Source organism: Nonomuraea sp. 10N515B, assembly GCF_052245915.1.
In the GTDB taxonomy this organism is placed as follows: domain Bacteria; phylum Actinomycetota; class Actinomycetes; order Streptosporangiales; family Streptosporangiaceae; genus Nonomuraea.
This window is the reverse complement of the sequence record NZ_JBQQBQ010000007.1, coordinates 79,074-101,051: the sequence shown is the minus strand read 5'-3', so window position 1 is coordinate 101,051 and position 21,978 is coordinate 79,074. Positions and strand designations below refer to the sequence as shown.

Below are 21,978 nucleotides of genomic sequence, written 5' to 3'. Positions count from 1 at the left end.
GCCTCCCGCGTGTTGCTGACAGCGCTGGTTTGGACAGCGCTGTCAGTCACGCTAGGCGACCCACGCCTTCCAGCGCTAGACCGAGATCCTTGATCAAAGTGTCCGCCGGCTCCAGGCCGACCGAGAGGCGGACGAGGCCGACCGGGATGCCCATGGTGGCCCGTACGCTCTCCTCGGTGGACAGGGCGGGTGCGTTCACCAGACTCTCGAACCCACCCCAGGACACGCCGATTCTGAAATGTCGCAATTTATCGAGAAAGATCGCGACCTCTTCCCGCGATTCGGTCGCCAGCTCGATGCTGAACAAGCTGGAGAACCCCGACATCTGCCGCAGGGCGACGGCATGCCCCGGGTGTGACGGCAACCCCGGATGGTTGACCACCCGCACGGCCGGATGATCGGCCAGAAAGCCCGCCACCGCCAGCCCTCGCTCCTGGTGCGCCGCCATCCGCACGGGCAGCGTGCGCAACCCCTTGATCACCTTGGCCGCGTCGTGCGGCGACATCGCGGCCCCGTACAGCTGGTATTCCGTCAGCGCCAGCGGCCGGATCAGCCGCGAGGGACCCACGACCACGCCGCCGACGAGATCGCTGTGCCCGCCGATGTACTTCGACAACGAGTGCACGACCAGGTCGACGCCCATCGTCAGCGGCTTCTGGAAGATCGGCGTGGACCAGGTGTTGTCCATCACGGTCACCAGCCCGCGCTCGCGCGCCCACCCCGTCACCTCGGCGATGTCGACGACCGCGTAGGCCATGTAGGAGGGGGACTCGAAGTAGAGTAGGCGCGTGTCCGCCCTGATAGCGCTGTCACCCTCCGCGAGGTCGCCGACGTGCGTATGCGTGACGCCGAACTTCTCCAGGTAACGCAGGAACTGCGTGGTCGGCCCATACACCGCGCCCAGCACCAGCACGTGGTCGCCGGCCGACACGAGCGACGAGATCGTCGCCGAGATGGCGCCCATCCCGGAGCCGAAACACTTGGCCCGCTCTCCCCGCTCCAGCGCGGCCAGCTTACGCTGGGCGAGATCGACCGTCGGGTTGGTCCCCCGCCAGTAGACGTACCGCTCGTCCTCGTTCCTGACCGCCTCGCCGAGCTCCTGCGCGGTCGCGAACGTGAACAGCGAGTTCTCGAACACCGGCGGGTTGATCGCGCCCAGCACCCAGGGCTCGTCCTCGCCCAACCGGCCACAGATCCATTCGTCATCCATGGGGGCAGAGTATGACAACACGCAAGCCGACCATGGCGGACGTGGCCCAGCACGCGGGGGTGAGCCTGAAGACCGTCTCCCGGGTCGTCAACCAGGAGCCGCACGTCCGGGCGTCGCTGCAGCAGCGGGTGCAGGCGGCCATCAGCGCGCTCGGCTACCGCCGCAACGAGGCCGCCGCCCGCCTGGCCAGGGGCGCGACGATGCTGACGCTGGGCCTGGTGATGGAGAACATCTCCAACGAGTTCTACTCGCGCCTGGCCGCCGCCGTGGAGGCCGCCGCGGCCGAGCACGAGGCGCTGGTGGTGTTCGGCTCGTACGAGGAGAGCCCGGACAAGGAACGCATGCTCATCGAGTCCATGTCCGCACGCGGCGTCGACTCCCTGATCGTGGTCCCTTCGGCGGCCGACCACGCCTGGCTGGCCGAGCACACGACCCTGCGCATGGTCTTCGTGGACCGCGTGCCGCGGGGGCTCGAGGCGGCGGACGTCGTCGTCCTCGACGACGTACGGGGCGGCCGCGCGGCCACCGAGCACCTGCTGGCCCGCGGGCATCGCCGGATCGCGCTGATCTCCGACGACGACGGGCTGAGCTCGGTGCACGACCGGGCCACCGGCTTCCGCACGGCGCTCGACGCGGCCGGGGTGACCGCAGACGAGACGCTGGTGGTGCGGGGGGTCTTCGATCCGTGGCGGGTGTCCCGCGAGGTCACCAGGCTTTTGGACCTGGAGGATCCGCCGACGGCGTTCTTCGCCACCAACAACCGGGCCGCGATCGGGATCCTGCATGCGCTGCGGGAGCGGCCGGAGCGGCCGGCGTACGTGGGGTTCGACGACTTCGCGCTCGCGGATGTGTTCAACCCGGGGGTGACGGTGGTCCGCTACGACGTGGCCCGCCTGGCTCACAGCGCGGTGGACCTCCTGCTGAACCCCTCGCCGGCGCCACGCCGGGTGAAGGTGCCGGTGGAACTGGTGGCCAGGGGCTCGGGCGAGCTGCCACCTCCCTGACCTCACGCGAAAGAGAGCCCGGATATGCCGCGTAGCGGCTCAGATGTCCCCCGGGGCCGGCTTGAGTGCGCTTCCTTGTCCGGGCGCGGTGCTCACCCCGCTACAGTCGGTTCGTGCCTCTTGTGACCGCCGACCTCACCCGTCTCCTTCGCAACAGGCCGGAGCTGGCCGTGGCGCCCTCGCTGGAGGTGCTCGAACGCCTGCTGGCCAGGCCCGACCTGGCCATCCCCGTCCTGCTCGACCTGGACGCCGACTGCCACACCGTCAGCCAGGCCATACAGGCCGCCGATGGCGAGACCACCCGCGCCGAGCTGGCCGCGAGCCTGCGCGACCCCGGTGGACGGCTCGACGACGTGCTCGGCACGCTGGCCGGCCGCGGCCTGATCGTGCTCGACGGCGACGCCGTACGTTCGCCGCACCCCACGGGCCTCTGGGCGTACCCGTTCGGGCTGGGCCGGCCGCTGGGCGCGTTCACGAAGAAGCTCACCGCCGAGGCATTGAAGGCCATGGTGAAGGCGCTCGGCGGCCACCCCCAGGGCCGCAAGGCCGACCTGGTGACGCAGGCCGAGGAGCTGCTACGCGACGGCGCGTCCGTACGGGCCCTGGCCGCCCGCCTGCCCGGCCAGGCCTCAGAGCTCCTCAAGACCCTGGTAGCCGGGCCCCCGGTCTTGGAGCAGCTGTACTACGGATCCTCGGCGCATCCGGTGCAGCGTCTGGTCCAGGCCGGCTTCGTGGTACGCGACGGCTGGAACTACGAGATGCCCAGGGAGGTGGCGCTGGCCCTGCGCGGCGACGACTGGAAACCGGCGCTGACCGGTCAGCCCGACGTGCCGACCGGCCCGCGCGCGGAGTCCGACGGCGTGGCCGCCGCGCTGCCGGCGATCGACCGCGTTGAGGCCCTGGTCGAGCTGGCCGCGACGGACCCGATCACGGAGCTCAAGTCCGGCGGTGTAGGCGTCCGCGAGCTCAAGCGCGTCTCCAAGGCACTCGGCGTGCCCGAGCAGGAGGCCGTTCTGTGGCTGGACATCGCGTATGCCGCCGACCTGCTCGCCTCGGAGTCGGACGAACGGCTCGTCAGCACCACACTGGTGGACGAGTGGCTGGCGCGCACCCCCGACGCCCGGTGGCGGGCCCTGGCCGACGCCTGGCTCCGGCTGCCGCAGGCGGCGACATACCGGGTCTTGGGGTGTTGTGCAGACCATACGGAGCTGATCCCGCCACCTTACGAGTTCGAGTGCGGGGCGGGCCGGATCCGGCGCGCGGTACTCAACGTGCTCCGCTCCCTGCCGTCCGGTCTGGGCACGGACGCCGCGGGGCTGCGGGCGCCGGTGGGCTGGCGTACGCGGGCCTTGGCGGACTCCGCGCACGCGGCCGACGAGTTCGTGTCCGCGGCACTCCGCGAGGGCGAACTACTGGGCATCGTCGCCGGCGGCGCCTTGACCCGGCTGGGCAGCGCCCTGCTGTCCGCCCCGTCCTCAGGGAGCGATCTGGCCGGGTTGTTCCCCACGCCCTCGGCCACCGCCACGCTGCAGAACGACCTGACCGCGATCGTCTCCGGCCTTCCCGCCCCGGACCTGGCCGCCTTCCTGAACGCCTGCGCCGACCTGGAGTCGCGCGACCGGGCCAGCGTGTGGCGTTTCTCGGAGCAGAGCGTACGAAGGGCGCTGGACGGGGGCGCGGACGCCGACACCCTGCTCGCCGGCCTCGCCCGCTACTCCGCCAAGACGATCCCCCAGCCGCTGCGCTACCTCGTCACCGACACGGCACGCAAGCACGGCACGATCAAGGTCGCCGCCACCCCGTGCGTGATCATCGCCAGCGACCCGGCCGTCATCGCCGAGTTGTGCGGCGCCAGGGCGCTCCGCAAGCTGAGCCTGCGGCAGATCGCCCCCACGGTCGCCCTGGGCGCCCTGCCACCCGAGGAGACCCTGCGGCTGCTCCGCCGGTCGGGCCACGCGCCGGTCGCCGTGTCCGCAGACGGGACGATCAAGGCGGAGTCCGCCCGTCGCCGGCGCCTCCCGGTGGAGGCCGCCTACCGGCACGACGACGCCGCCTCCGCGGCGACCGGGATCCTCCAGGGCGGCAAGACGAGCACGACCGACGAGGCACTGGCCATGGCCGCCGTTACCGGCGAAGTGATCGTCATCGTGTGGCGGCGCCGCGAGCACTACATCGAGGACCTCACCATCGGCGGCACCGTGGTGAGCGGCTACTGCCACGACTGCGATGCGGACCACAGCTTCGAACGCACCGAGATCAACAAGGCGTACCTGCTCTAGGAGTTAGTGTCCCAAGCCGTTAATCCGGTGAGGAAGTCGGCCGAGTGATTCGAGGATCTCTTGGGCGGTCTTGGTCCGGATGAACGGGCGAGGATGTCGGCATAAGCCGACTCCCATGTGTCATCCAAGCGCGGCGGCGCGCCTCACCACCTCGACCACCTCAGCATCACTGAAATCATCGGCTGTCTACGCCCTCAGCAGTTCCTGCTCCCACGCCCTCACGAGCTGCTCCACCTCGGCAAGCTCGACCGCAAGGCCAGCTCCTTACACGCGCATCACTGGACCGAACGCTGCAGCGAAGGGACGACGCAGAGCGATCACAGCTACGACCATGGCCAACGGCCATGCAAGACAGCTGGCCAACGACGCGACGAGCTGTAATCCGGACACGATCTGATCATCGTTAAGGCTCTCCGGATCGTTACCCGTCCCGGTGAACTCGCGGCCCGCTCAACTCACAGAGAACTCAGAGGTTCCATCGCGACCTGCGTGAACCTCTCGAACATCTGGACGGATAGCAAACTCCAACAGCTTACACAAGCATTGCCTTGCAGTTGATTGCCATCGTAGCCTTACGTCGGCTCTAGACGATCTTGTGGAAAGGATAGTCAAGTGCGCCATTCCCCTCCGCGCGCTCCCGCAGGTTACGCCTCGCCATGGCCAGCGGATTGCTCGTCACAGGCGCCGTTGCTGTGCAGTTAGCGCATTCGGCGGCGATATCAAGAAGCGCAAGCTGAGCTGATCTCGAAAGGGCGCATAAATGACTGGTGCCGCTCGGGCATCTAGGTACCTTGTTGCGGCAGTCACTGTTGCCCTTGCCTTGAGTTCATGTGGCCGCCAACCGGCCTGGTTCGACATCGAGTCCGCAACGATATCCCCCGATGGGAAGACGATCAATGCCACCATTTTGACCATGCGTCCGGATTCACAAGGGAATTCCTGTGAAGAAATAACCGGCCAAACCGTATCTGAGTATGCGGCAGAGGTGGCAATAGGGATAGAAGTTCGTGATAACTGCGAACCGCTGTTCCCTTGGGAGGAAGGAATAGACACCACTGACTTTGGTCACGCGCGCACGATCCAACTGCGTCTCAAGAGCCCGCTGGGTGATCGACGGCTGGTAGACCTGGCGACGCAGCAGGAGGTCCCGATATTCGAATAGCGGAAGGCTTGTTGTGCGAGCGCGCCAGCATGCGCTCGCACAACAACTGCGTGGAAACCAGAGGTGGTGGGGGTTGGAGTGCGGCAGAGCTCTGACCTCGCCACGTAGCCACCCGAAAACTGTCGGCCACGCCATCTCATCGACCAGGACATCCAGACGCTTGAGGGCGAACCGGATGCGCCATTTGCCCGCCGTGGTGGGATGGATCCCGAGTTCGGCGGCGACCAGCCGGTGTTCAAGCCGTCAGCGCATGCCAGCACGACATTGCAACGCTGGGCCAGCGCTTGCGCTGAGTTTGCCCGCCGCGCCCACCGCTCCAGCGTCGCCCGCTCGTCATCTGAAAGGAAAGGGTCACCGACGCCGAGGAGGCGACCCGCCGAGCCTTGGCCGAGCGCCTGCCCGGCGAGTCCGACGTCGATTTGGTGGCACGAGCCATGCTCTTGGGCCTCACGGCGGGCGACCCCGAACACACCATGCGCGCCTACCGGCTGGTCCAGAGCGTTCCCGCGCTCCAGGCACGCCTGTTCCGGCTCGTATGGTGCGGTGGCCAGGAACACTTCGAAGCCCTGCTCGCGCACGAGCCCCGAACCCACGACGCCGAGCTGAGGGCCCACGTGATCACCCACGCCGTCACCGACGCCATGCGCGTCGCCGCCGCCTTCTGGCTCCGATCAACCCGGCAGACCACCCTCAGCGACGAGTGCGCCAAGGCGCTGTCCTACCTACGCGAAGCGTTCACTGCCCCGAGCGACTAGCTAGCGAGACGCCACGTTCCACAGCCCATGCTCAGCCCAGCAGGCCGAGATACTGGGCGAGACGGCCCTGGACTTGGGTGAGCAAATCCTCCTCCAGAGTGCCGGTCCGATCCTCCAACGCCGTCTTCAGGAGGGGCTGAACGGCGGGGATCCGGATCCAGCACTTCTTGATGACGCCGCCCTGCCCCCTAGCAAGCTGAACGTCGAATCGAGTGCGCCGCGACGTCGAGCCGGAGATCGGGCAGGCGAGGACGAACGGCCATGTGGGATCGCCGTTGGAGTCACCGCCCGTGACGACGACCACCGGGCGACGCTCATCGTGGATAACGCGCTCTTCCTCTGGGATGAGGCGTACGGCCTTGTCGCTGACGAGGTAGACGCCACCAGCCACATAGGGACCCGGCACTATTCCTCCAGAAGGTGCCGGGTCGCGTCGTCCCGGTGCTCGGCGAGTTGGCGGCTCTCCACGACCAAGTCATCCACGCCGCCAGGCTCGTCCTCGGGCAGGGGATTGCGCTTGGCCCAGGCGTGCAAACGCGCCAGGCTGGAGCCGAGGTCGGGGAGCGGCGGTCCACCGGCCAAATCAAGCCGCACCTCACGTTGGTTCTGCTTGATCGCCTCCTGCATGGGAGCCGTCTGATAGGTGAGATCACGTAGCTGGCCGGCCGACCATCGCCCGTACTCAGCGAGAACACCGTCCACGATCTCGGCGAACTCGGAATCGATGACAATCTGCGGCACGTCGATCAAGTGGACCGTGCATTCGCGATATCCGGCGAAAGGATCGGCGCTCTCCTCGACCTGGATGACACCCGCTTCGGACAAGTCCCGTTCGACCTCTGAGAGGCGGAGACTGTGCGGACCGTAGTGACGCCAACGCCATTCGACGCCGGATCCCGGCGGGAGCCCCTTATCGACGGCGCGAAGATCAGCAAGGTAGAGAAGCTTGGCGAGCTTGGTGTGGTTGACGCGCATGCCGCTGGCGCGAGCAGTTGCCAGCAGATAGGCAACGGCTGCGGCGGGGCCGCGGAGAGGCGCAGAGACCGACACAATGTCCAGTGTAGAGACCGGATGAGCCACAATCAGCGCCCCCCAACCACCTCAGCTATCGAACGCACATTCTATGCTAACTCTCTGATACTCATGAGGCTACCCTGAGTTGCAGGCGAGATCCGCCTGAATGCCGAACTCCCTACGCCCCCTCTATGACGAACGCGGGCGCCAGTCGCCGCGGTCGAGGTCGAGGTTCTCCGGGGTGTGCAACCTGACCATCGTCCTGGCCACGCCGGACGGCACCCGGTGCGGGGTCAGGAACGACACCGCCACCATCACCGCGAACGCGATAGGCACCGTCCACGCGGCGGGCTGGGCCAGCAGCGCGGCCGTGAAGCCGCTCGGGGCGCCCGTGATCGTGGCCAGCACCGCGGCGCAGGCCAGCCCGCCGCCCACGAAGAGCCCGGCCAGCGCCCCCGTGGTGGTGAGCCGGCGCCACCAGATGCCCAGCACGAGCAGCGGGCAGAACGACGAGGCGGCCACCGCGAACGCCAGCCCCACCACGTCCGCCACCGGCAGCGCCCGCGCCCACAACGCCAGGACCAGCGGCACCGCCACCGCCATCAGCGTGGCGATCCTGAACGAGCGCACGCTGCCCTTGAGCAGGTCCTGGGCGATCACTCCCGCCACGGACACGGTCAGTCCCGACGACGTGGACAGGAACGCGGCGAACGCCCCGGCGGTGACCAGGGCGGTCAGCACGTCGCCCAGGGTGCCGCCGATCATCTGGGCGGGCAGCGTCAGCACGACCGTGTCCGTGCGCGCCAGGCCGGGCGTGTAGAGGCGGCCGAGCCAGCCGTATACGGCCGGGAGCAGGTAGAAGGCGCCGAGCAGCGACAGCACCACCAGCGTCGTACGCCGGGCGGCCCGGCCGTCGGGGTTGGTGTAGAAGCGCACGAGCACGTGCGGCAATCCCATGGTGCCCAGGAAAGTGGCCAGGATCAGCGAGTACGTCGAGTACAGCCCGTATTCCTTGGCTCCGGCCAGCGGCACCTGCCAGGTGGCGGCGTCGGCCGCGCTGACGCCGGGCGCGCCGTCGGCGTGCCAGGCCATCAGCAGGAACACCAGCGGCACCGCCAGCGCCGTCAGCTTGAGCCAGTACTGGAACGCCTGCACGAACGTGATCGACCGCATGCCGCCCGACAACACGTTCACCGCCACGACGACGGCGACCAGCAGCCCGCCGACCCAGACGGGCGCGCCGGTAATCGTCCGCAGCACCAGCCCGGCGCTCTGGAACTGCGGCATCAGGTAGAGCCAGCCGATCAGCACGACGAGCACGCTGGCCGTGCGGCGCACGGTCATCGACTCGAGCCTGGCCTCGGCGAAGTCGGGCAGCGTGTACGCCCCGGAGCGGCGCAGCGGCGCCGACACCAGCACCAGCAGCACCAGGTAGCCGCCGGTCCAGCCGACGGGCAACCACAACATGTCCACGCCGAAGGACAGGATGAGCCCGGCGATGCCGAGGAAGGAGGCCCCCGACAGGTACTCGCCGCCGATGGCCGAGGCGTTCCAGAGCGGGCTGACGGTGCGGGAGGCGACGTAGAAGTCGGAGGTGGTGCGGGAGACCCTGATGCCGAACGCCCCGATGAGCACGGCCGCCACGACCACGACGAGGACCGCGGTCAGGCTCATGCGATCGGCTCCGCCGGCCGCACGAGCCCCAGCTTGACGATGCGCTCGATCATCGGCGTTCGACCAGTTCGGCGAAGTGGCGTTCGTTGCGCTCGGCCTGGCGGACGTACCACCAGGCGCCGATGACGAAGGCGGGGTAGATGAGGCCGGCGAGCACCGCCCACGGGAGCGGCACGCCGAGCAGGTGCACCTCGCGCAGCTCCGGGATGAGCAGGAACAGCAGCGGCAGGCCGCCGACCACGCAGGCCAGCAAGGTGCAGACGAACAACGCCAGCCGGAACTGGGTGCGCAGCAGGGAGCGCATGTAGACCTCGCCGAGCCGGGTCTGCTCGTCGATCTCGCGGGTGGCGGGGAAGCGGGGACGGCGGGCGGCGGCGGTGCGCGGGCTCGTCACGGCCACCCGGCGCGGCGCCTCACGCATGATGCGGCGTGCCGGACGCGGCTCTGGGCTCATTCCTGCCTGCCCTTCCTGGCCCGGCGGACCAGCAGGTCGCGCAGCTCGCGCGTGTGCCTGCGGCTGACCGGGATCTCCGTGTCGCCCACCCGCACGGTGCACTTGCCCGAGTCGATGTGCAACTCCTCGATGTGCTTGACGGCGACCAGGTGGCTGCGGTGCACCCGGACGAACCCGGCCGAGGCCCAGCGTTCCTCCAGCGTGGCCAGGGGGATGCGGACGAGGTGGCTGCCGGCCGCGGTGTGCAGCCGCGCGTAGTCGCCGTGCGCCTCCACGTAGATCACGTCGGCGCTGGACACGAACCGCGTCACCCCGCCCAGCTCGACCGGGATCGTGTCGGTCTCGCCGCTCTCCACGGGCACGTCGGCCGACACCGCGACCCGCCGGATCGCCTCGGCCAGCCGCTCCGGGCGTACCGGTTTGAGCAGGTAGTCCTCGGCCTTGATCTCGAAGGCGTCCACGGCGTGCTCCTCGTACGCCGTCACGAACACCACCCGGGGCGGGTTGGCGAACTGCGACAGCAGCCGCCCGAGCACCACGCCGTCGAGCCCGCGCATCCTGATGTCGAGGAACACCGCGTCGATGGGCCGGCCGTCGGCGATGGCGCGGTCGAGCAGCCGCAGCGCCGCGGCGCCGTCCCTGGCGGTGGCCACTTCGCCGATGCGCGGGTCGGCGCGCAGCAGGTACGACAGGTCTTCGAGGGCGGGCAGCTCGTCATCGACCGCGAGAACCCGGAGTTGTGCCATAGATAGTGATAAAACCGACAACAAAGATCGAGGTCAACGGGCAGAGACGCCTGGGTGATACTTCGGCAATCTTATGTTGACTTTTGTACCCGCGCCGGCGCCGGTTTCGACGACCAGGCCATACTCGTCGCCGTACACCTGGCGCAGCCGCTCGTCCACGTTGGCCAGCCCCACGCCGCCCGCCGAGGCGATGTCACCGGCGAGGATGCGGCGCAGTCGCTCGGGGTCCATGCCGAGCCCGTCGTCCTCGACGCTGATGCGGCACTCGGCTCCGGCGTCCTCGGCGATGATCGTGATGCGGCCGACGCCGTTGCGGCTCTCCAGCCCGTGTCTGACGGCGTTCTCCACCAGCGGCTGCAGGCACAGGAACGGCACCGCGACCGGCAGCACCTCGGGTGCAATCCGCAGCGTGACCTGCAGCTGGTCGCCGAACCTGGCCCGCTCCAAGATCAGGTAACGGTCGATCGAGCGCAGCTCCTCGGCCAGCGTGGTGAACTCGCCGTGCCTGCGGAAGGAGTAGCGGGTGAAGTCGGCGAACTCCAGCAGCAGCTCCCTGGCCCGCTCCGGGTCGGTGCGCACGAACGAGGCGATCGTGGTGAGCGAGTTGTAGATGAAGTGCGGCGAGATCTGCGCCCGCAGCGCCCGCACCTCGGCCTCCATGAGCAACGTGCGCGAGCGGTCGAGCTCGGCCAGCTCCAGCTGCGAGTCCACCCATCCGGCCACCTCCTGGGCGGCCCTGACCAGCCCGGCCGAGGCGTTCTGCCCGTAGGCGGCCAGCGCGCCGACGACCCGGTCGTCGGTGGTGAGCGGCACCACGACGGCGTGCCTGATCGGGCATTCGAGCAGGTCGCAGTCGATGGTCAGGACCTGCGTGCGGCCGTCCTTCAACGTGGCCGCCGCGTGCTCGAACGCCTGGTCGGCGTGGTGGTCGCCGGCGCCGTCGTAGACGAGCAGCCGCTCGCCGTCGGTGATGGCCAGCGCCGCCGAGCCCAGCAGCGCGCGCAGGTGCCGCGAGGCGCGCTCGGCGCCGTCGGCGGTGAGTCCGGCGCGCAGCGGCGGCCCGGCCAGCGAGGCGGTGTGCAGGGTCACGAACGTGGCCCGCTCGGCCGGGCTCGTGCCCAGCTCGCGGCGGCCCCGCATGACGCGCCACAACACGATCGCGGGCACGCCGAGGAGCACCGCGACCACGGCGACCCCGACCAGGTACTCCACGGGGTCAGAGCCTAACTCAGAGGGCCTTGGCGATGACGTCCCGGTACGACTCTGCCTCCTCGGCGGAGTCGTACGTCGTCCGCGGCCAGAAGAACCCGCGCAGCCCGTCCTTCTTGTTGCGCGGCACCACATGGACGTGGAGGTGGGCCACGCTCTGGCTGACGCGGTTGTTCATGGCCACGAACGTGCCGCCCGCCTCGAGCGCCGCCTCGACGGCTCTGGCCATGGCCTGGACCCGCTCGAAGAACGGCCCGACCTCGGCGAGGTCGGCCAGCGTCTCCACGTGGACCCTGGGCACGACGAGCACGTGTCCCTTGAAGACCGGCCGGGCGTCGAGGAAGGAGACCGCCACCTCGTCGGAGCTCACCACGTGGGCGGACCGCTCCCCCGCGATGATCTCGCAGAACAGGTCGTTGCTCACCGTTTGACCCTATCGGCGAAGGCCGTCCAGCTCGTCATGTTCCGCCCGGACTCTTCCTCGGGCGCGTGCAGGAACCGCTCCCCCACGCGCTCGCGCAGCCGCGCGGGCACCTCGGGCACCTTGGCGCCCCGGCAGTGGTAGACCAGCCCGCCGCCGCGCTGCCCCATCGCCATCCAGGGCAGCCACGGCGACACCCGGCACCAGGAGAATACGCACGGCACGTCGGGCATCCCCGACTCCAGATCCTTCGCAGCGGCGAAGAACTGGAACAACTCCAGCGCCCGGTACGTGTCGCTCGCCGAGTTCTCCGGGTAGTCGGCGACCTTGAGCGGCGACGGGTAGGCCAGCCGCACGTCGACGTTGTAGACCACCTGGTCGCCCAGCCGCGTCACCGGCACGGGGTAGGCGCCGAGCCGCTGGTTGACCGGGTCGTTGAAGACATGGAGCACCTCGACCGCCCGCCCGGTGAACGGGTTGTCCCACGTGTCGAGCACCTCCCTCGTCCGGGGGTCGAGGTAGAGCGCCGCCTCCCTGGTGAGCAGCCGCCAGCCGTCGTCGGCCTGGACCGCCCTGGCCACGTTGATCCCTTCGAACCCGAACAGGTGGTGCGGGCCATCGTCGTCCTGCCAGCCGTAGACGTCGCCGGTCCAGTACGAGATCGTCTCCGCCCCGTCGGCGGAGGCGCGTACCCGAATGAAGTCCATGATCCGCAGGCTACTTCACAGTGACCGCGAAGATCGCCTCACCGGACTGCCGCCTGCTCTCCTCGGTCGCCGGTGTCCGGTCCTGGCCGCAGCGCCAGCAGTTGAACAACCGGATCTCGGTCGTGCCCGGCCGCTTGGGGTTGAAGACGAAGTACGTCGTGCCGCCGGAGCCGGGGCCGCCGCCCTCGCTCTCGTGCTCCTCACTGATGAACGAGGCCACCTTCGTGTCCGGCACCGCCACCAGCGACCAGTCGTCGCCTACCGACGGGTTGTCGGCCACGGCCAACGAGAACCGCTGCCCGGGCCGCACCTCGACGGCCACGGTCGTCCCCTTGGCGCCCTTGACCACCATGCCGTAGTCGCTCACGGCCGTCCCGCCGCCGCATCCCGCGACGGCCAGCACGGCGAGCCAGGTGGCCGCTCGAAGCCTCATTCCGGCAGGCTATCGGCCTCCGGCCGGTCCCGGGGCTCCGGGCGGCACCGTCCGCCCTACTTGCCCTTGCGGCGCCTCATGATGCGGCGCACCACGAAGGCGGCCACGGCTCCGGCGGCGGCGATGAGCAGCACGGGCCGCTTCTTCGCCTCCTCGGCGGCGTCAGTGGCGGTGGTCTTCACGGCCTCGGCGGCGTCGCCCGCCTTGGACTTCACGGCCTCGACCGCCTCGCCCGCCTTGTCCTTGGCCGTCTCGACCGCCTCGCCCGCCTTGTCCTTGGCGGTCTCGGCGGCGTTGCTCGCCTTGCCTTTCAGGTCGGCCTTGCCGGCCAGCGCGCCGACCGTGTCGCCCAGTTCCTGCCGCGTTTCCTTGATGTCTTTACGCACGTCGCCCTCTCCCTGGTCATCGGCGTCCCCGTGCGTCCGCTGCAGCGACTCCTCCTCGGTACGCAGGCTTTCCGTTGCCTCGGATCGTTCGTCGCGGATGGGGGCTTCCGGAATGAATGTCTCGTGTTCCTCACGGGCGGCCTCCGCCCGCTGCGCGTTCTCGGCCGCGCCGGGCCTCGTCGGTGGCACGTTGATCGACTCACGCTCGGTCGGCGTGCCCACCCTCGCCCTGCGGGCGCCGACGTCGCCCGCGTGGTGCTCGCTGTCGTATCCGGGGTCGGTCTCGCTCATCGCCGTACCCTCCCCTTGACCATGTCGATATCGGCCTTGACGCTCGCGACGGTCTCTTGGGGGACCAGCGGCGCGGCTCGTTTCACCTGGTTCTTACCGATCAGGCCGAGCACGGCGGCGACGACGAACAACGCTCCCGCCACGATCGCGGCAGCCGCCCACCCGGGCATGATCAGAGCGAGGAGCAAGACGACGGCCGCCACCAGTGTGCCGCCACCGAGGAACGCGACCGTGCCGGCCGCGCCGAACAGGCCCGCGCCGAAGCCCGCGCGCTTGCCTTTCTCCGCGAGTTCCATCCTGGCCAGGCGGAACTCGTCCTTGACGAGCCTGGAGACCTGCTCGGAGAGATCGTTGACCAACCTGTGGGTGTCGTTCACGACGCTCGCCTCCTCCGCTGAGGAAGGCGACTACCCAGGCGGAAGGCCTTCTATCACACGCCGCTACTTCCGCTTGCCGCCCTTGAGCAGGAGGCCCAGAACCGAGAGAACGGGGTCCTTCGGCACATCGCACCAGTTGTCCGGTTGCCGCGGCTTACTCCACGGGGACGGGAGCTCGCACGGCGGGGCCTGCGGCTTCGGCCGTTCACACCACGATCCGGGAGGGTTCATACCTCCATGCTAACTCCCGGACCTCTCGCAGAGGAGGTGGATCAGCGGGGCCACGTCGAAGGCCCGCCGCGCCTCCGGCCAGCCGCCCATCAGCGCGGGTCGCAGGGCCAGTGCGTCGCCTTTGCGGACGAGCAGTGATAACGGACCTGATCTTCCGTTCTCGGAGGTAACCTGCCGTGGTGCTGGTACACGGGGTCTGGGCGGCTGATGGGCTCGCTTTCTGGGCGGAGAACGGCGACGACGCTTCCGCGGCACCCGCCCCAGCGCGGAGCGGTGAGCCGCGGCCGCATCCGTTCGCCGCGCCCGCGTCCGGCGTCGCGGCCGTGCTCGGGCTCGACGACGTGCCGGGGCGGACGCTGGAGTTGTTGCTGCCCGGCTCGGTCAAGGAGCCGTTGCCGTCGCCGGAGACGGGCCGGCTCCCGGCGGTCACCCGGCCGCGGCTGCGTCTGTGGCAGGTGCCCGCGGTTCTGCCGCCCGCCGCGGCGACGCTGCGGGTGCTGGCCGGGCACACCGGCACTGCCACCGTGCGCCACTGGGCCGCCGTCGCCGACTTCGCCCGCGACCTGGTACGCCGCGGCCGCGTCATCCCCCAGCTCGTGCCACCGGTCGCAGGGCATGTGGACGGCGACATGTGGGGGGTTCCCCAGGCCGACGCGCGGGCCGTGTGGCGGCCCGTGGTGACCGGGGTGGATGCCGGATATTTCCGGGAGCTGGCGCTGGCCATGCCGCCCGCGTGCCGTACGTCCCGCACCGAGCGCCCCTCCGCCGGCGTGCTCCGCGAGGCACTCGAAGCCTTCACCGACGCGCTCGTGCGCCAGACGCTCACCGAGCCCCTCGTCGCCCGCCCCAAGACCCTCCAGGACCGCTGGCTGGCCGCGCTGACCGGCGCGGACCCCGCCTGCCCCGACGTTCCCGACCTGCGCCGGGAGCTGGAGAAGTGGCACGACGCCGCGACGGCGGCCGAGGGCGCGGCACGGGTGTGCTTCCGGCTGCTGGAGCCGGCGGACACCGACGACTGGCGCGTGGAGCTGGCGCTGCAGGCCGCCGACGACCCGAGCCTCTACGTCCCCGCGGCGGAGGTGTGGCGCGGCACGCGGATGCCCGGCCTGCCGCCGATCCCGGAGCGCGAGCTCCTGACCGGGCTGGGCCGGGCGGTCCGGCTCTACCCGGAGCTGGACCGGGCCCTGCGCGTGCCGGAGCCGAGCGAGCTGGCGCTGGACACGGCGGGGGCGTTCGGGTTCCTGCGGCAGGCGGCGCCGCTGTTGCAGGCGGCCGGGTTCGGGGTGCAGCTGCCCCGCTGGGCCGGACGCACCAAACTGGGGCTCAAGCTCACCACCAGGACCAAGGCGCAGACGGCGGCCGTGAGCCAGGGGTTCGGGATGCGGCAGCTGGTCGACTTCCGCATCGACCTGGCGGTGGGCGACGAGACGATCAGTGAGGCGGAGCTGGCCGAGCTGGCCAGGCTCAAGGTGCCCCTGGTCCGGGTGCGTGGCCAGTGGGTGGAGCTGGACGACCGGCAGCTGAAGGCGGCCCTGAGGGCCGTGGAGGGCGAGCGCACGGGCGAGGTGACGGCCGCCGACATCCTCCAGCACGTGGTCGGCGCCGATCTCTGGGGCGACGACGAGCTGGCGCTGCTGGAGGTCGACGCCGACGGTGTGCTCGGCGACCTGCTGTCCGGCCAGGCCGAGCGGCGGCTCGAGCCGCTCGCGACCCCCGCCGGCCTGGACGCCATGCTCCGGCCCTACCAGGAGCGCGGCCTGGCGTGGCTGAGCTTCCTGTCACAGCTGGGCCTCGGCGGCGTGCTGGCGGACGACATGGGGCTGGGCAAGACGATCACCACGCTGGCCCTGCTCGTGCACGAGCGGTCGGAGGTGCCGACACTGCTGGTGTGCCCGATGTCGCTGGTGGGCAACTGGCAGCGGGAGGCGGCCAGGTTCGCGCCGGGGTTGCGGGTCTACGTGCACCACGGCAGCGGCAGGGACGCGGCCGAGATCGGGCGCGCCGACCTGGTGATCACCACGTACGGCACCACGCAACGCGACCTGGAGACCCTCAAGCAGCACGAATGGCGCAGGGTCGTGTGCGACGAGGCTCAGGCGATCAAGAACAGCGGGACGCTGCAGGCCCAGGCCGTACGGTCCATCCCGGCGCCCACCAGGCTGGCCCTGACCGGCACCCCGGTGGAAAACCACCTGGCCGAGCTCTGGTCGATCATGGAATTCGCCAACCCGGGACTGCTGGGGTCGCGCTCGCGCTTCAGGACCCGGTTCCAGGAGCCCATCGAGGCCCGACAGGACGAGCAGGCCGCCCGGGCGCTCAAGCGGGCGACGGGTCCGTTCATCCTCCGCCGCCTCAAGACCGACAAGTCCATCATCACCGATCTGCCGGAGAAGATGGAGGTCAAGGAGTGGTGCCCGCTCACGCCCGAGCAGGCCTCGCTCTACCAGGCGGTCGTGGACGACATGCTGGCCAAGATCGACGACAGCGAGGGCATCGAGCGGCGCGGCCTCGTGCTGGCGACCATGGCCAAGCTCAAGCAGGTCTGCAACCATCCGGCCCACCTGCTCAAGGACGGCTCCCGGCTGGCGGGCCGGTCGGGCAAGCTGGCCCGTCTTGAGCAGCTGGCCGAGGAGATCCTGGCCGAGGGCGAGAAGGCGCTGCTCTTCACCCAATACGCCGAGTTCGGGACGATGCTCCAGCCCTATCTGGCGCAGCGGCTGGACCGCCCGGTGCTGTGGCTGCACGGCGGCCTGCCGAAGAAGACCCGCGACCGGCTGGTCGAGCGGTTCCAGCAGGACCCGGAGCCGATGTTGTTCGTGTTGTCACTCAAGGCGGCCGGCGTCGGGCTCAACCTGACGGCCGCCAATCACGTCGTGCACGTGGACCGCTGGTGGAACCCGGCCGTCGAGGACCAGGCCACCGATCGCGCCTTCCGGATCGGGCAGCGCAAGAATGTGCAGGTGCGCAAGCTGATCTGCGCGGGCACCCTGGAGGAGCGCGTGGACGAGATGATCGAGCGCAAGAAGGCCCTGGCCGAGCGGGTGGTCGGCACCGGCGAGGAGTGGCTCACGGACCTGTCGACCGACGAGCTGCGCGAGGTGTTCCGCCTGACCGCGGAGGGGGTGAGCTGACGTGGCGTGGTTCGACGGCGGCAGGCCGATCAAGGTCGACGGCGGCATCAGGGCCCGCACGCAACGCGGCACGATCGGCTCGACGTGGTGGTCCAGGCGGTTCATCGACATCCTGGAGCGCATCTGCGACAAGGGGCGGCTCTCGCGCGGCCGGGCCTACGCCCGGCAGGGCCAGGTCCTGTCGATCGACCTGTCCGCGGGCGAGGTCAGGGCCGCCGTGCAGGGCTCGCGGCCGGATCCGTACGAGGTCGTGATCAGAGTCGACGTGTACGACGAGAGCCGGTGGGCCGCGCTCGAGGAGGCCATCGCGGCGCAGGCCGTCTACCGGGCCAAGCTGCTGGCCGGGGAGATGCCGGTCGAGATCGAGGAGCTGTTCGCCGCGATGGGGGTCGACCTGTTCCCGCGCGACCTGGACATGGACTGCTCGTGCCCGGACTGGGGCTTCCCGTGCAAGCACCTGTCGGCGGCGCTCTACCTGCTGGCCGAGTCGTTCGACGACGACCCGTTCCTGGTGCTGGCCTGGCGCGGGCGCACCCGCGAGCAGCTGCTCGGCTCCCTGGCCGGCGAGGCCGCGGAGGAGCTGCAGGTCGAGGACGTGCCGTTCGCCGACCGGCTGGCCGACTTCTACGCCCCCGGCGCCACCGCGCACCGGCCCGAGCGCCGCCCCGCGGCCGCCGCCCCTGACCTGCTGCTGCGGGTCTTCCCGCCGCCCGCCGACCTGGCGCGGGTGCTCGGTCCGGCGTATCGGCAGCTGGGTTAGCGGTCCTCGAACGAGGCGGGCACCATGACGCGCACGCCGTTGGGCACCACGCGGAGCCTGATCGGGGTGCGCAGCCGCACCTCGCCGTCCACGTCGGCGGCCATCGGCGGGTCGGTCTCCAGATACATCTCCCGCCCGACCACGAACGGCCCGCCCGCGAGGCTGCGCCAGCGGCCGGTGGTCGCCCTGAGCAGGGTCTCGCCGAGCAGCCGCAGCTTCTTGCCCGAGCCGAGCTGGTAGGCCACCAGCAGGCCGTTGTCGATGCTGATGTCCTTGGCCACCTGCCAGCCGCCGTGGAAGCGGCCGTTGGCGATGTTGAGCTGGTGGGTCAGCAGCTCGTGGCGCTGCCCCTCGACCGTGATGTAGGCCCGGAACGGCTTGTGGCCCGGCAGGATCGTCAGCGCCGTCAGCGGATAGGCGGGCCGGCCCACGATGCGCTTGAGCCACGGCTTGACCTTGCCCGCCACCTCCACCGACACCCCGAAGCTGGCCAGGTTGGCGAACTCCCGGTCGCCGGCCATGCCCAGGTCGATGTCGGCCACCTTGCCGGTGGCGAACACCTTGATCGCCCCGGCCAGGTCGAGCGGCAGGCCGAGGCTGCGGGCGAAGTTATTGGTGGTGCCGAGCGGCAGCACGCCGAGCGCCACGTCGCGGTGCGCCACGTGGCGCACCGCCGAGGAGAGCGTGCCGTCGCCGCCGCCCACGATGAGCAGGTCCGGCTTGGTCGCCAGGGCGGTGTCGAGCAGGTCGCGCAGCCGCTTGGGGTTGTAGACCGACAGCTCGGCCAGCGGCTCGAACCCGAGGTTGTGGATCTGCTCGATCACCTCGAAGTAGTGGCGGCGGCCCCGGCGCGAGCGAGTGTTCACCACCACGGCCACCCGGCGATCCCTCAGGATCGCCTCGGTGTGCTCGGTCTTGGTGCGCAGTTCGCTCATGGTCATCAATCGTAGGGCCGCCGGGGTACCTCGGCGGCCCTACGAATTTACTTCTTGGGCGGGACTACCTGAACAATCGCACCCAGGTTGCCCGGCAGCGGGGAGATCAGCTTGAACTGCACGCCGAGCGCCTTGCTCTCGTCACCGGGGTTGCCGGTGCCGAGCACGGAGCCCGCGGCCACCTGGCCGTACAGCTCCGTGGCGGGCGTGCCGTCGGCGTGCACCACGCGGGTGGTGTACGTCTGGTCGCCCTTGGAGGGCACGACCACCGAGGCGTCGAAGTCGCGGAAGGCGAGCGCGCCGTTGAGCACCTCGATGCCCGGGTACCAGGTCTTGGCGTCGGTGAAGTGCGAGACGCCCTTCTGCGCGGGGAAGTCCGTGCAGTACTCGCTGAACGGCTCGTCCGGTGCCTCCAGGCACTCCTTGAACGGGTACGTCTTGCCGAACCCGAACGCGGCGTTGGACGTCTGCACCCGCCCCTGGAGGTTCTTGTTGGCCGTCGGGTCCTTCTCGGCCGCGGTCCCGGTGCGGCGCAGCGGCTCGTAGTGCGAGTCCACGACCAGCAGGCTGCCCTTGGGCCCGACGCTCGGCGGGAGCCGCAGGGTGCTGAGGAGGTTGTTGTTGACGAACGTGGAGTCGCGGTACCACACCAGCAGGCCCGGCGCGTTGTACTTCAGCTTCTGCACCTTCCACGCCCCGTCGCGGAGGTAGTCGGTGTCGTAGGTGTACTGCAGGCCCTTGTCGAAGCCGTCGAAGTTACGCCACTCGGCCAGGTAGAACCGGGAGATCTCGCGCTCGCCGTTGTTGCGCGTCCAGCCCTGGCCGCTGGTGTTGGTGAACGTGCCGCCGACGGGCTTCCACCCGTTGTCGCCGCCTTCGACGTCGTCGCTCCACACGGCGGTGCCGCCGTTGGTGAGCTGGAAGTCGTCGGCGTGCCAGCCACGCTCCTGGAAGGCGGCGTCGGTGTTGAACGCCAGCCGGAGTTTGATCGTCTGGCCGGCGAACGGCGTCAGATTCACGTAGTCGTGGCGCCAGCCGCCGCTGTCCCCGGTGAGTCCGTACTTCTTGTCGCCGAAGGCCGTGAGGTTGTGGTTCGGGTCCGGGTAGTCGTCAGGCGTGCTGACCTCGGCGCCGGCCTCGTCGTAGACCTTCTGCTGGGCCCACGTCTCGCCGCCGTCGGTGGAGACCTCGACGAAGCCGAAGTCCCAGTCCTGCTCGATCACGTAGTTGTTCCACATCCAGAGCCTGAGATCGGTCCCGGCGGGCACGGGCAGGTCGCGGGTCAGCGTGAGGTTCGCCCAGTCCTGGTCCAGGCCGGTCCACCAGGCGTTCGAGCCGCTGTGGACGTCGATCATCTTCTGCGGTGTGGAGGCCAGGTTCACCCGGACGCCGTCGGCGGTGAGCTTGGGCGTGCGCGAGGACTGGCCGACCGTGACGATTTTGGCGGCGTCGCCGGGGTTGAGCGTGGTCGGGTTCGCCCAGCCGAGCACCCACTTGTCCCACAGGCCCATGTGGGTCGGCATGGACTGGAAGATCGGGCCGGAGTGGGAGCCGCTGGACATCAGGTCCCAGAAGTCCACCGCCGAGCTGGCCTGGCCTGAGGTGTCGTACAGGTCGGGCAGGCCCAGGTCGTGGCCGTACTCGTGGGCGAAGACGCCGACGCCGGAGTCCTCCGGCTGCACGATGTAGTTGGAGATCTTCTTGTCGGTGCCGGGGACCTTGTAGCCGCCGGCGACCGCGCTGGAGTGGGCCCAGATGGCGTAGGTGCCCTCGGCGCCGCCGTCGGAGGACTTGTCCTTTCCTGCGTGCACCAGCACCAGGTGGTCGATGACGCCGTCGGGCTCCTGGTGGTTGCCGTCGCCGTCGGCGTCGGAGATGTCCTCGACGTCGTAGTCGGCCCACGGGAAGTCCGGCTGGGTCTGGGCGAGGGTGGTCACAGAGTCGATGGCCAGCTGCTGGGCTCCGAGCGGGTTGTCCGGGTGACCGGACATGTCCTGGGGCGCGCCGCCACAGGCCGCGGCGCCGTACCAGGCCTCGGAGTGCGGGACCTTGATCCAGCCGACCGCCGAGCCGGTGACGGAGTAGGCGCCCTTCGACATCTCCTCGTACATCTTCTTCATCGTGAAGCCGGAGATGTCGATGCCGGGCCTGCCGTCGCGCGGGTCCTTCAGGTCGGGGCGGACGCGCTCGGTGATGCCCCTGTCGGTGTAGAGCATCTTGTTGAAGTGCTCGGGGCTGAAGTCCTTGACCCAGAAGGAGTTGTTGTCCTTGTGCGGGAGCGTTGCCGGGTCCGGGATGTTGTTGTGCAGGGGGCCGTTCTTGAGCGTGCCCGGCGGCTCGACCAGGCAGTCGTCCGGTCCGCTGTTGACCGTGCGCAGCCGGTTGAAACCGGAGAAGTCGTCGCCGGCCTGCTCGTTGAATTCGACCAGCAGGGTCAGGAGCTTGGCGGTGCGGGTCTGCTTGGAGTTCTTGAATATCCATTCAGCCGGATTGCGGCCGGTCCTGATGGCCTCGTTCTCCCGCGCGGCGAGAATGCGGCCGGAGGCCGGATTCCCGTTGGAGAACTTCCTGTCGAACTTCTGCGCCGGAGTGAGCGAGCGTGCGCTCACATCGGTCAGACGCGGCTGCTCCGGGTCCTTTCCGACCGTGGGCGGCGCGTAGTTGATGTAGAAGTCCGAGGCCGCTGTCTCGTAATGGGCGACGGACGCCGCTTGAGCGCTGGGCACGGACAGGGCGGCGCCGAGAAGGGCGACCGCCGGGAAGGCTGATAATAAGCGCTTCGTACTGGGCACCAGGAAC

The 21,978-nt window shown here is 69.7% G+C and carries 20 protein-coding genes; 6 read left to right on the top strand and 14 right to left on the bottom strand.

From position 1 onward, the window contains the following. Positions 1-46: 46 nt before the first annotated feature. Positions 47-1,210 (bottom strand): trans-sulfuration enzyme family protein, encoded by a 1,164-nt coding sequence (locus ACTWQA_RS12360; protein ID WP_443159370.1) that lies wholly within the window; start codon positions 1,208-1,210, stop codon positions 47-49. 11 nt (positions 1,211-1,221) lie between these two features. On the opposite strand from ACTWQA_RS12360, the gene ACTWQA_RS12355 reads away from it, so the two are divergent. The 4 genes from ACTWQA_RS12355 (at position 1,222) to ACTWQA_RS12340 (ending at position 6,410) form a co-directional block, all read left to right on the top strand. Further along, positions 1,222-2,214: a LacI family DNA-binding transcriptional regulator gene (locus tag ACTWQA_RS12355; protein WP_443159369.1), complete on the top strand. Its 993-nt coding sequence runs from the start codon at positions 1,222-1,224 to the stop codon at positions 2,212-2,214. Between the two features lie 113 nt (positions 2,215-2,327). Next, positions 2,328-4,493 carry a helicase-associated domain-containing protein gene (locus ACTWQA_RS12350; RefSeq protein WP_443159368.1) on the top strand — a complete coding sequence of 722 codons (2,166 nt, stop codon included), beginning with the start codon at positions 2,328-2,330 and terminating at the stop codon, positions 4,491-4,493. A 760-nt stretch (positions 4,494-5,253) separates the two neighbouring features. Next, positions 5,254-5,655: a hypothetical protein gene (locus ACTWQA_RS12345; RefSeq protein ID WP_443159367.1), complete on the top strand. Its 402-nt coding sequence runs from the start codon at positions 5,254-5,256 to the stop codon at positions 5,653-5,655. Positions 5,656-6,038: 383 nt separating this feature from the next. Further along, positions 6,039-6,410, top strand: coding sequence for an acyl-CoA-like ligand-binding transcription factor (locus tag ACTWQA_RS12340; protein ID WP_443159366.1), 372 nt, complete (start codon positions 6,039-6,041; stop codon positions 6,408-6,410). A gap of 31 nt (positions 6,411-6,441) precedes the next feature. Here the strand turns inward: ACTWQA_RS12340 and ACTWQA_RS12335 are convergent, their stop codons facing one another. From ACTWQA_RS12335 to ACTWQA_RS12285, 11 genes are all read right to left on the bottom strand, one after another. After that, on the bottom strand, positions 6,442-6,816 hold the full coding sequence (locus tag ACTWQA_RS12335) for a type II toxin-antitoxin system PemK/MazF family toxin (RefSeq protein WP_443159365.1): 375 nt from the start codon (positions 6,814-6,816) through the stop codon (positions 6,442-6,444). Further along, positions 6,816-7,460 carry a type II toxin-antitoxin system antitoxin SocA domain-containing protein gene (locus tag ACTWQA_RS12330; protein ID WP_443159364.1) on the bottom strand — a complete coding sequence of 215 codons (645 nt, stop codon included), beginning with the start codon at positions 7,458-7,460 and terminating at the stop codon, positions 6,816-6,818. The genes ACTWQA_RS12335 and ACTWQA_RS12330 overlap by 1 nt, the downstream gene beginning before the upstream one ends. A 153-nt stretch (positions 7,461-7,613) precedes the next feature. Continuing rightward, a complete protein-coding gene (locus ACTWQA_RS12325) occupies positions 7,614-9,098 on the bottom strand; it encodes a sodium/solute symporter (protein WP_327590824.1) in 1,485 nt (494 codons plus the stop codon). Between the two features lie 49 nt (positions 9,099-9,147). Beyond that, positions 9,148-9,552 (bottom strand): hypothetical protein, encoded by a 405-nt coding sequence (locus ACTWQA_RS12320; protein ID WP_327590823.1) that lies wholly within the window; start codon positions 9,550-9,552, stop codon positions 9,148-9,150. Then, complete coding sequence (locus ACTWQA_RS12315) at positions 9,549-10,298, bottom strand: LytR/AlgR family response regulator transcription factor (RefSeq protein WP_443159363.1); 750 nt, start codon at positions 10,296-10,298, stop codon at positions 9,549-9,551. Before ACTWQA_RS12315 ends, ACTWQA_RS12320 begins: the two co-directional genes overlap by 4 nt. Before the next feature lie 33 nt (positions 10,299-10,331). After that, positions 10,332-11,510 (bottom strand): histidine kinase, encoded by a 1,179-nt coding sequence (locus ACTWQA_RS12310; protein ID WP_443159362.1) that lies wholly within the window; start codon positions 11,508-11,510, stop codon positions 10,332-10,334. Positions 11,511-11,526: 16 nt separating this feature from the next. Beyond that, positions 11,527-11,931, bottom strand: coding sequence for an HIT family protein (locus ACTWQA_RS12305; protein WP_443159361.1), 405 nt, complete (start codon positions 11,929-11,931; stop codon positions 11,527-11,529). Continuing rightward, positions 11,928-12,635 carry a DUF1838 family protein gene (locus ACTWQA_RS12300; RefSeq protein ID WP_443159360.1) on the bottom strand — a complete coding sequence of 236 codons (708 nt, stop codon included), beginning with the start codon at positions 12,633-12,635 and terminating at the stop codon, positions 11,928-11,930. The genes ACTWQA_RS12305 and ACTWQA_RS12300 overlap by 4 nt, the downstream gene beginning before the upstream one ends. A 10-nt stretch (positions 12,636-12,645) precedes the next feature. Beyond that, positions 12,646-13,068: a protease inhibitor I42 family protein gene (locus ACTWQA_RS12295; RefSeq protein ID WP_443159359.1), complete on the bottom strand. Its 423-nt coding sequence runs from the start codon at positions 13,066-13,068 to the stop codon at positions 12,646-12,648. A 56-nt stretch (positions 13,069-13,124) separates the two neighbouring features. Then, positions 13,125-13,745 carry a DUF3618 domain-containing protein gene (locus tag ACTWQA_RS12290; RefSeq protein ID WP_443159358.1) on the bottom strand — a complete coding sequence of 207 codons (621 nt, stop codon included), beginning with the start codon at positions 13,743-13,745 and terminating at the stop codon, positions 13,125-13,127. Continuing rightward, complete coding sequence (locus tag ACTWQA_RS12285) at positions 13,742-14,122, bottom strand: phage holin family protein (protein ID WP_443159357.1); 381 nt, start codon at positions 14,120-14,122, stop codon at positions 13,742-13,744. The genes ACTWQA_RS12290 and ACTWQA_RS12285 overlap by 4 nt, the downstream gene beginning before the upstream one ends. Before the next feature lie 407 nt (positions 14,123-14,529). On the opposite strand from ACTWQA_RS12285, the gene ACTWQA_RS12280 reads away from it, so the two are divergent. Together ACTWQA_RS12280 and ACTWQA_RS12275 are read left to right on the top strand one after the other, a co-directional pair. Further along, positions 14,530-17,484, top strand: a complete 2,955-nt coding sequence (locus ACTWQA_RS12280; protein ID WP_443159356.1) for a DEAD/DEAH box helicase — start codon at positions 14,530-14,532, stop codon at positions 17,482-17,484. 1 nt (position 17,485) lies between these two features. Further along, positions 17,486-18,244 (top strand): SWIM zinc finger family protein, encoded by a 759-nt coding sequence (locus ACTWQA_RS12275; RefSeq protein ID WP_443159355.1) that lies wholly within the window; start codon positions 17,486-17,488, stop codon positions 18,242-18,244. Here ACTWQA_RS12275 and ACTWQA_RS12270 read toward each other — a convergent pair. Both ACTWQA_RS12270 and ACTWQA_RS12265 read right to left on the bottom strand, forming a co-directional pair. After that, complete coding sequence (locus tag ACTWQA_RS12270) at positions 18,241-19,179, bottom strand: diacylglycerol/lipid kinase family protein (protein WP_443159354.1); 939 nt, start codon at positions 19,177-19,179, stop codon at positions 18,241-18,243. The genes ACTWQA_RS12275 and ACTWQA_RS12270 overlap by 4 nt on opposite strands. A 47-nt stretch (positions 19,180-19,226) precedes the next feature. Further along, the gene (locus ACTWQA_RS12265) at positions 19,227-21,971 is read right to left on the bottom strand and encodes an immune inhibitor A domain-containing protein (protein ID WP_443159353.1); all 2,745 of its coding nucleotides are present in this window, start codon (positions 21,969-21,971) and stop codon (positions 19,227-19,229) included. Positions 21,972-21,978 lie beyond the last annotated feature (7 nt).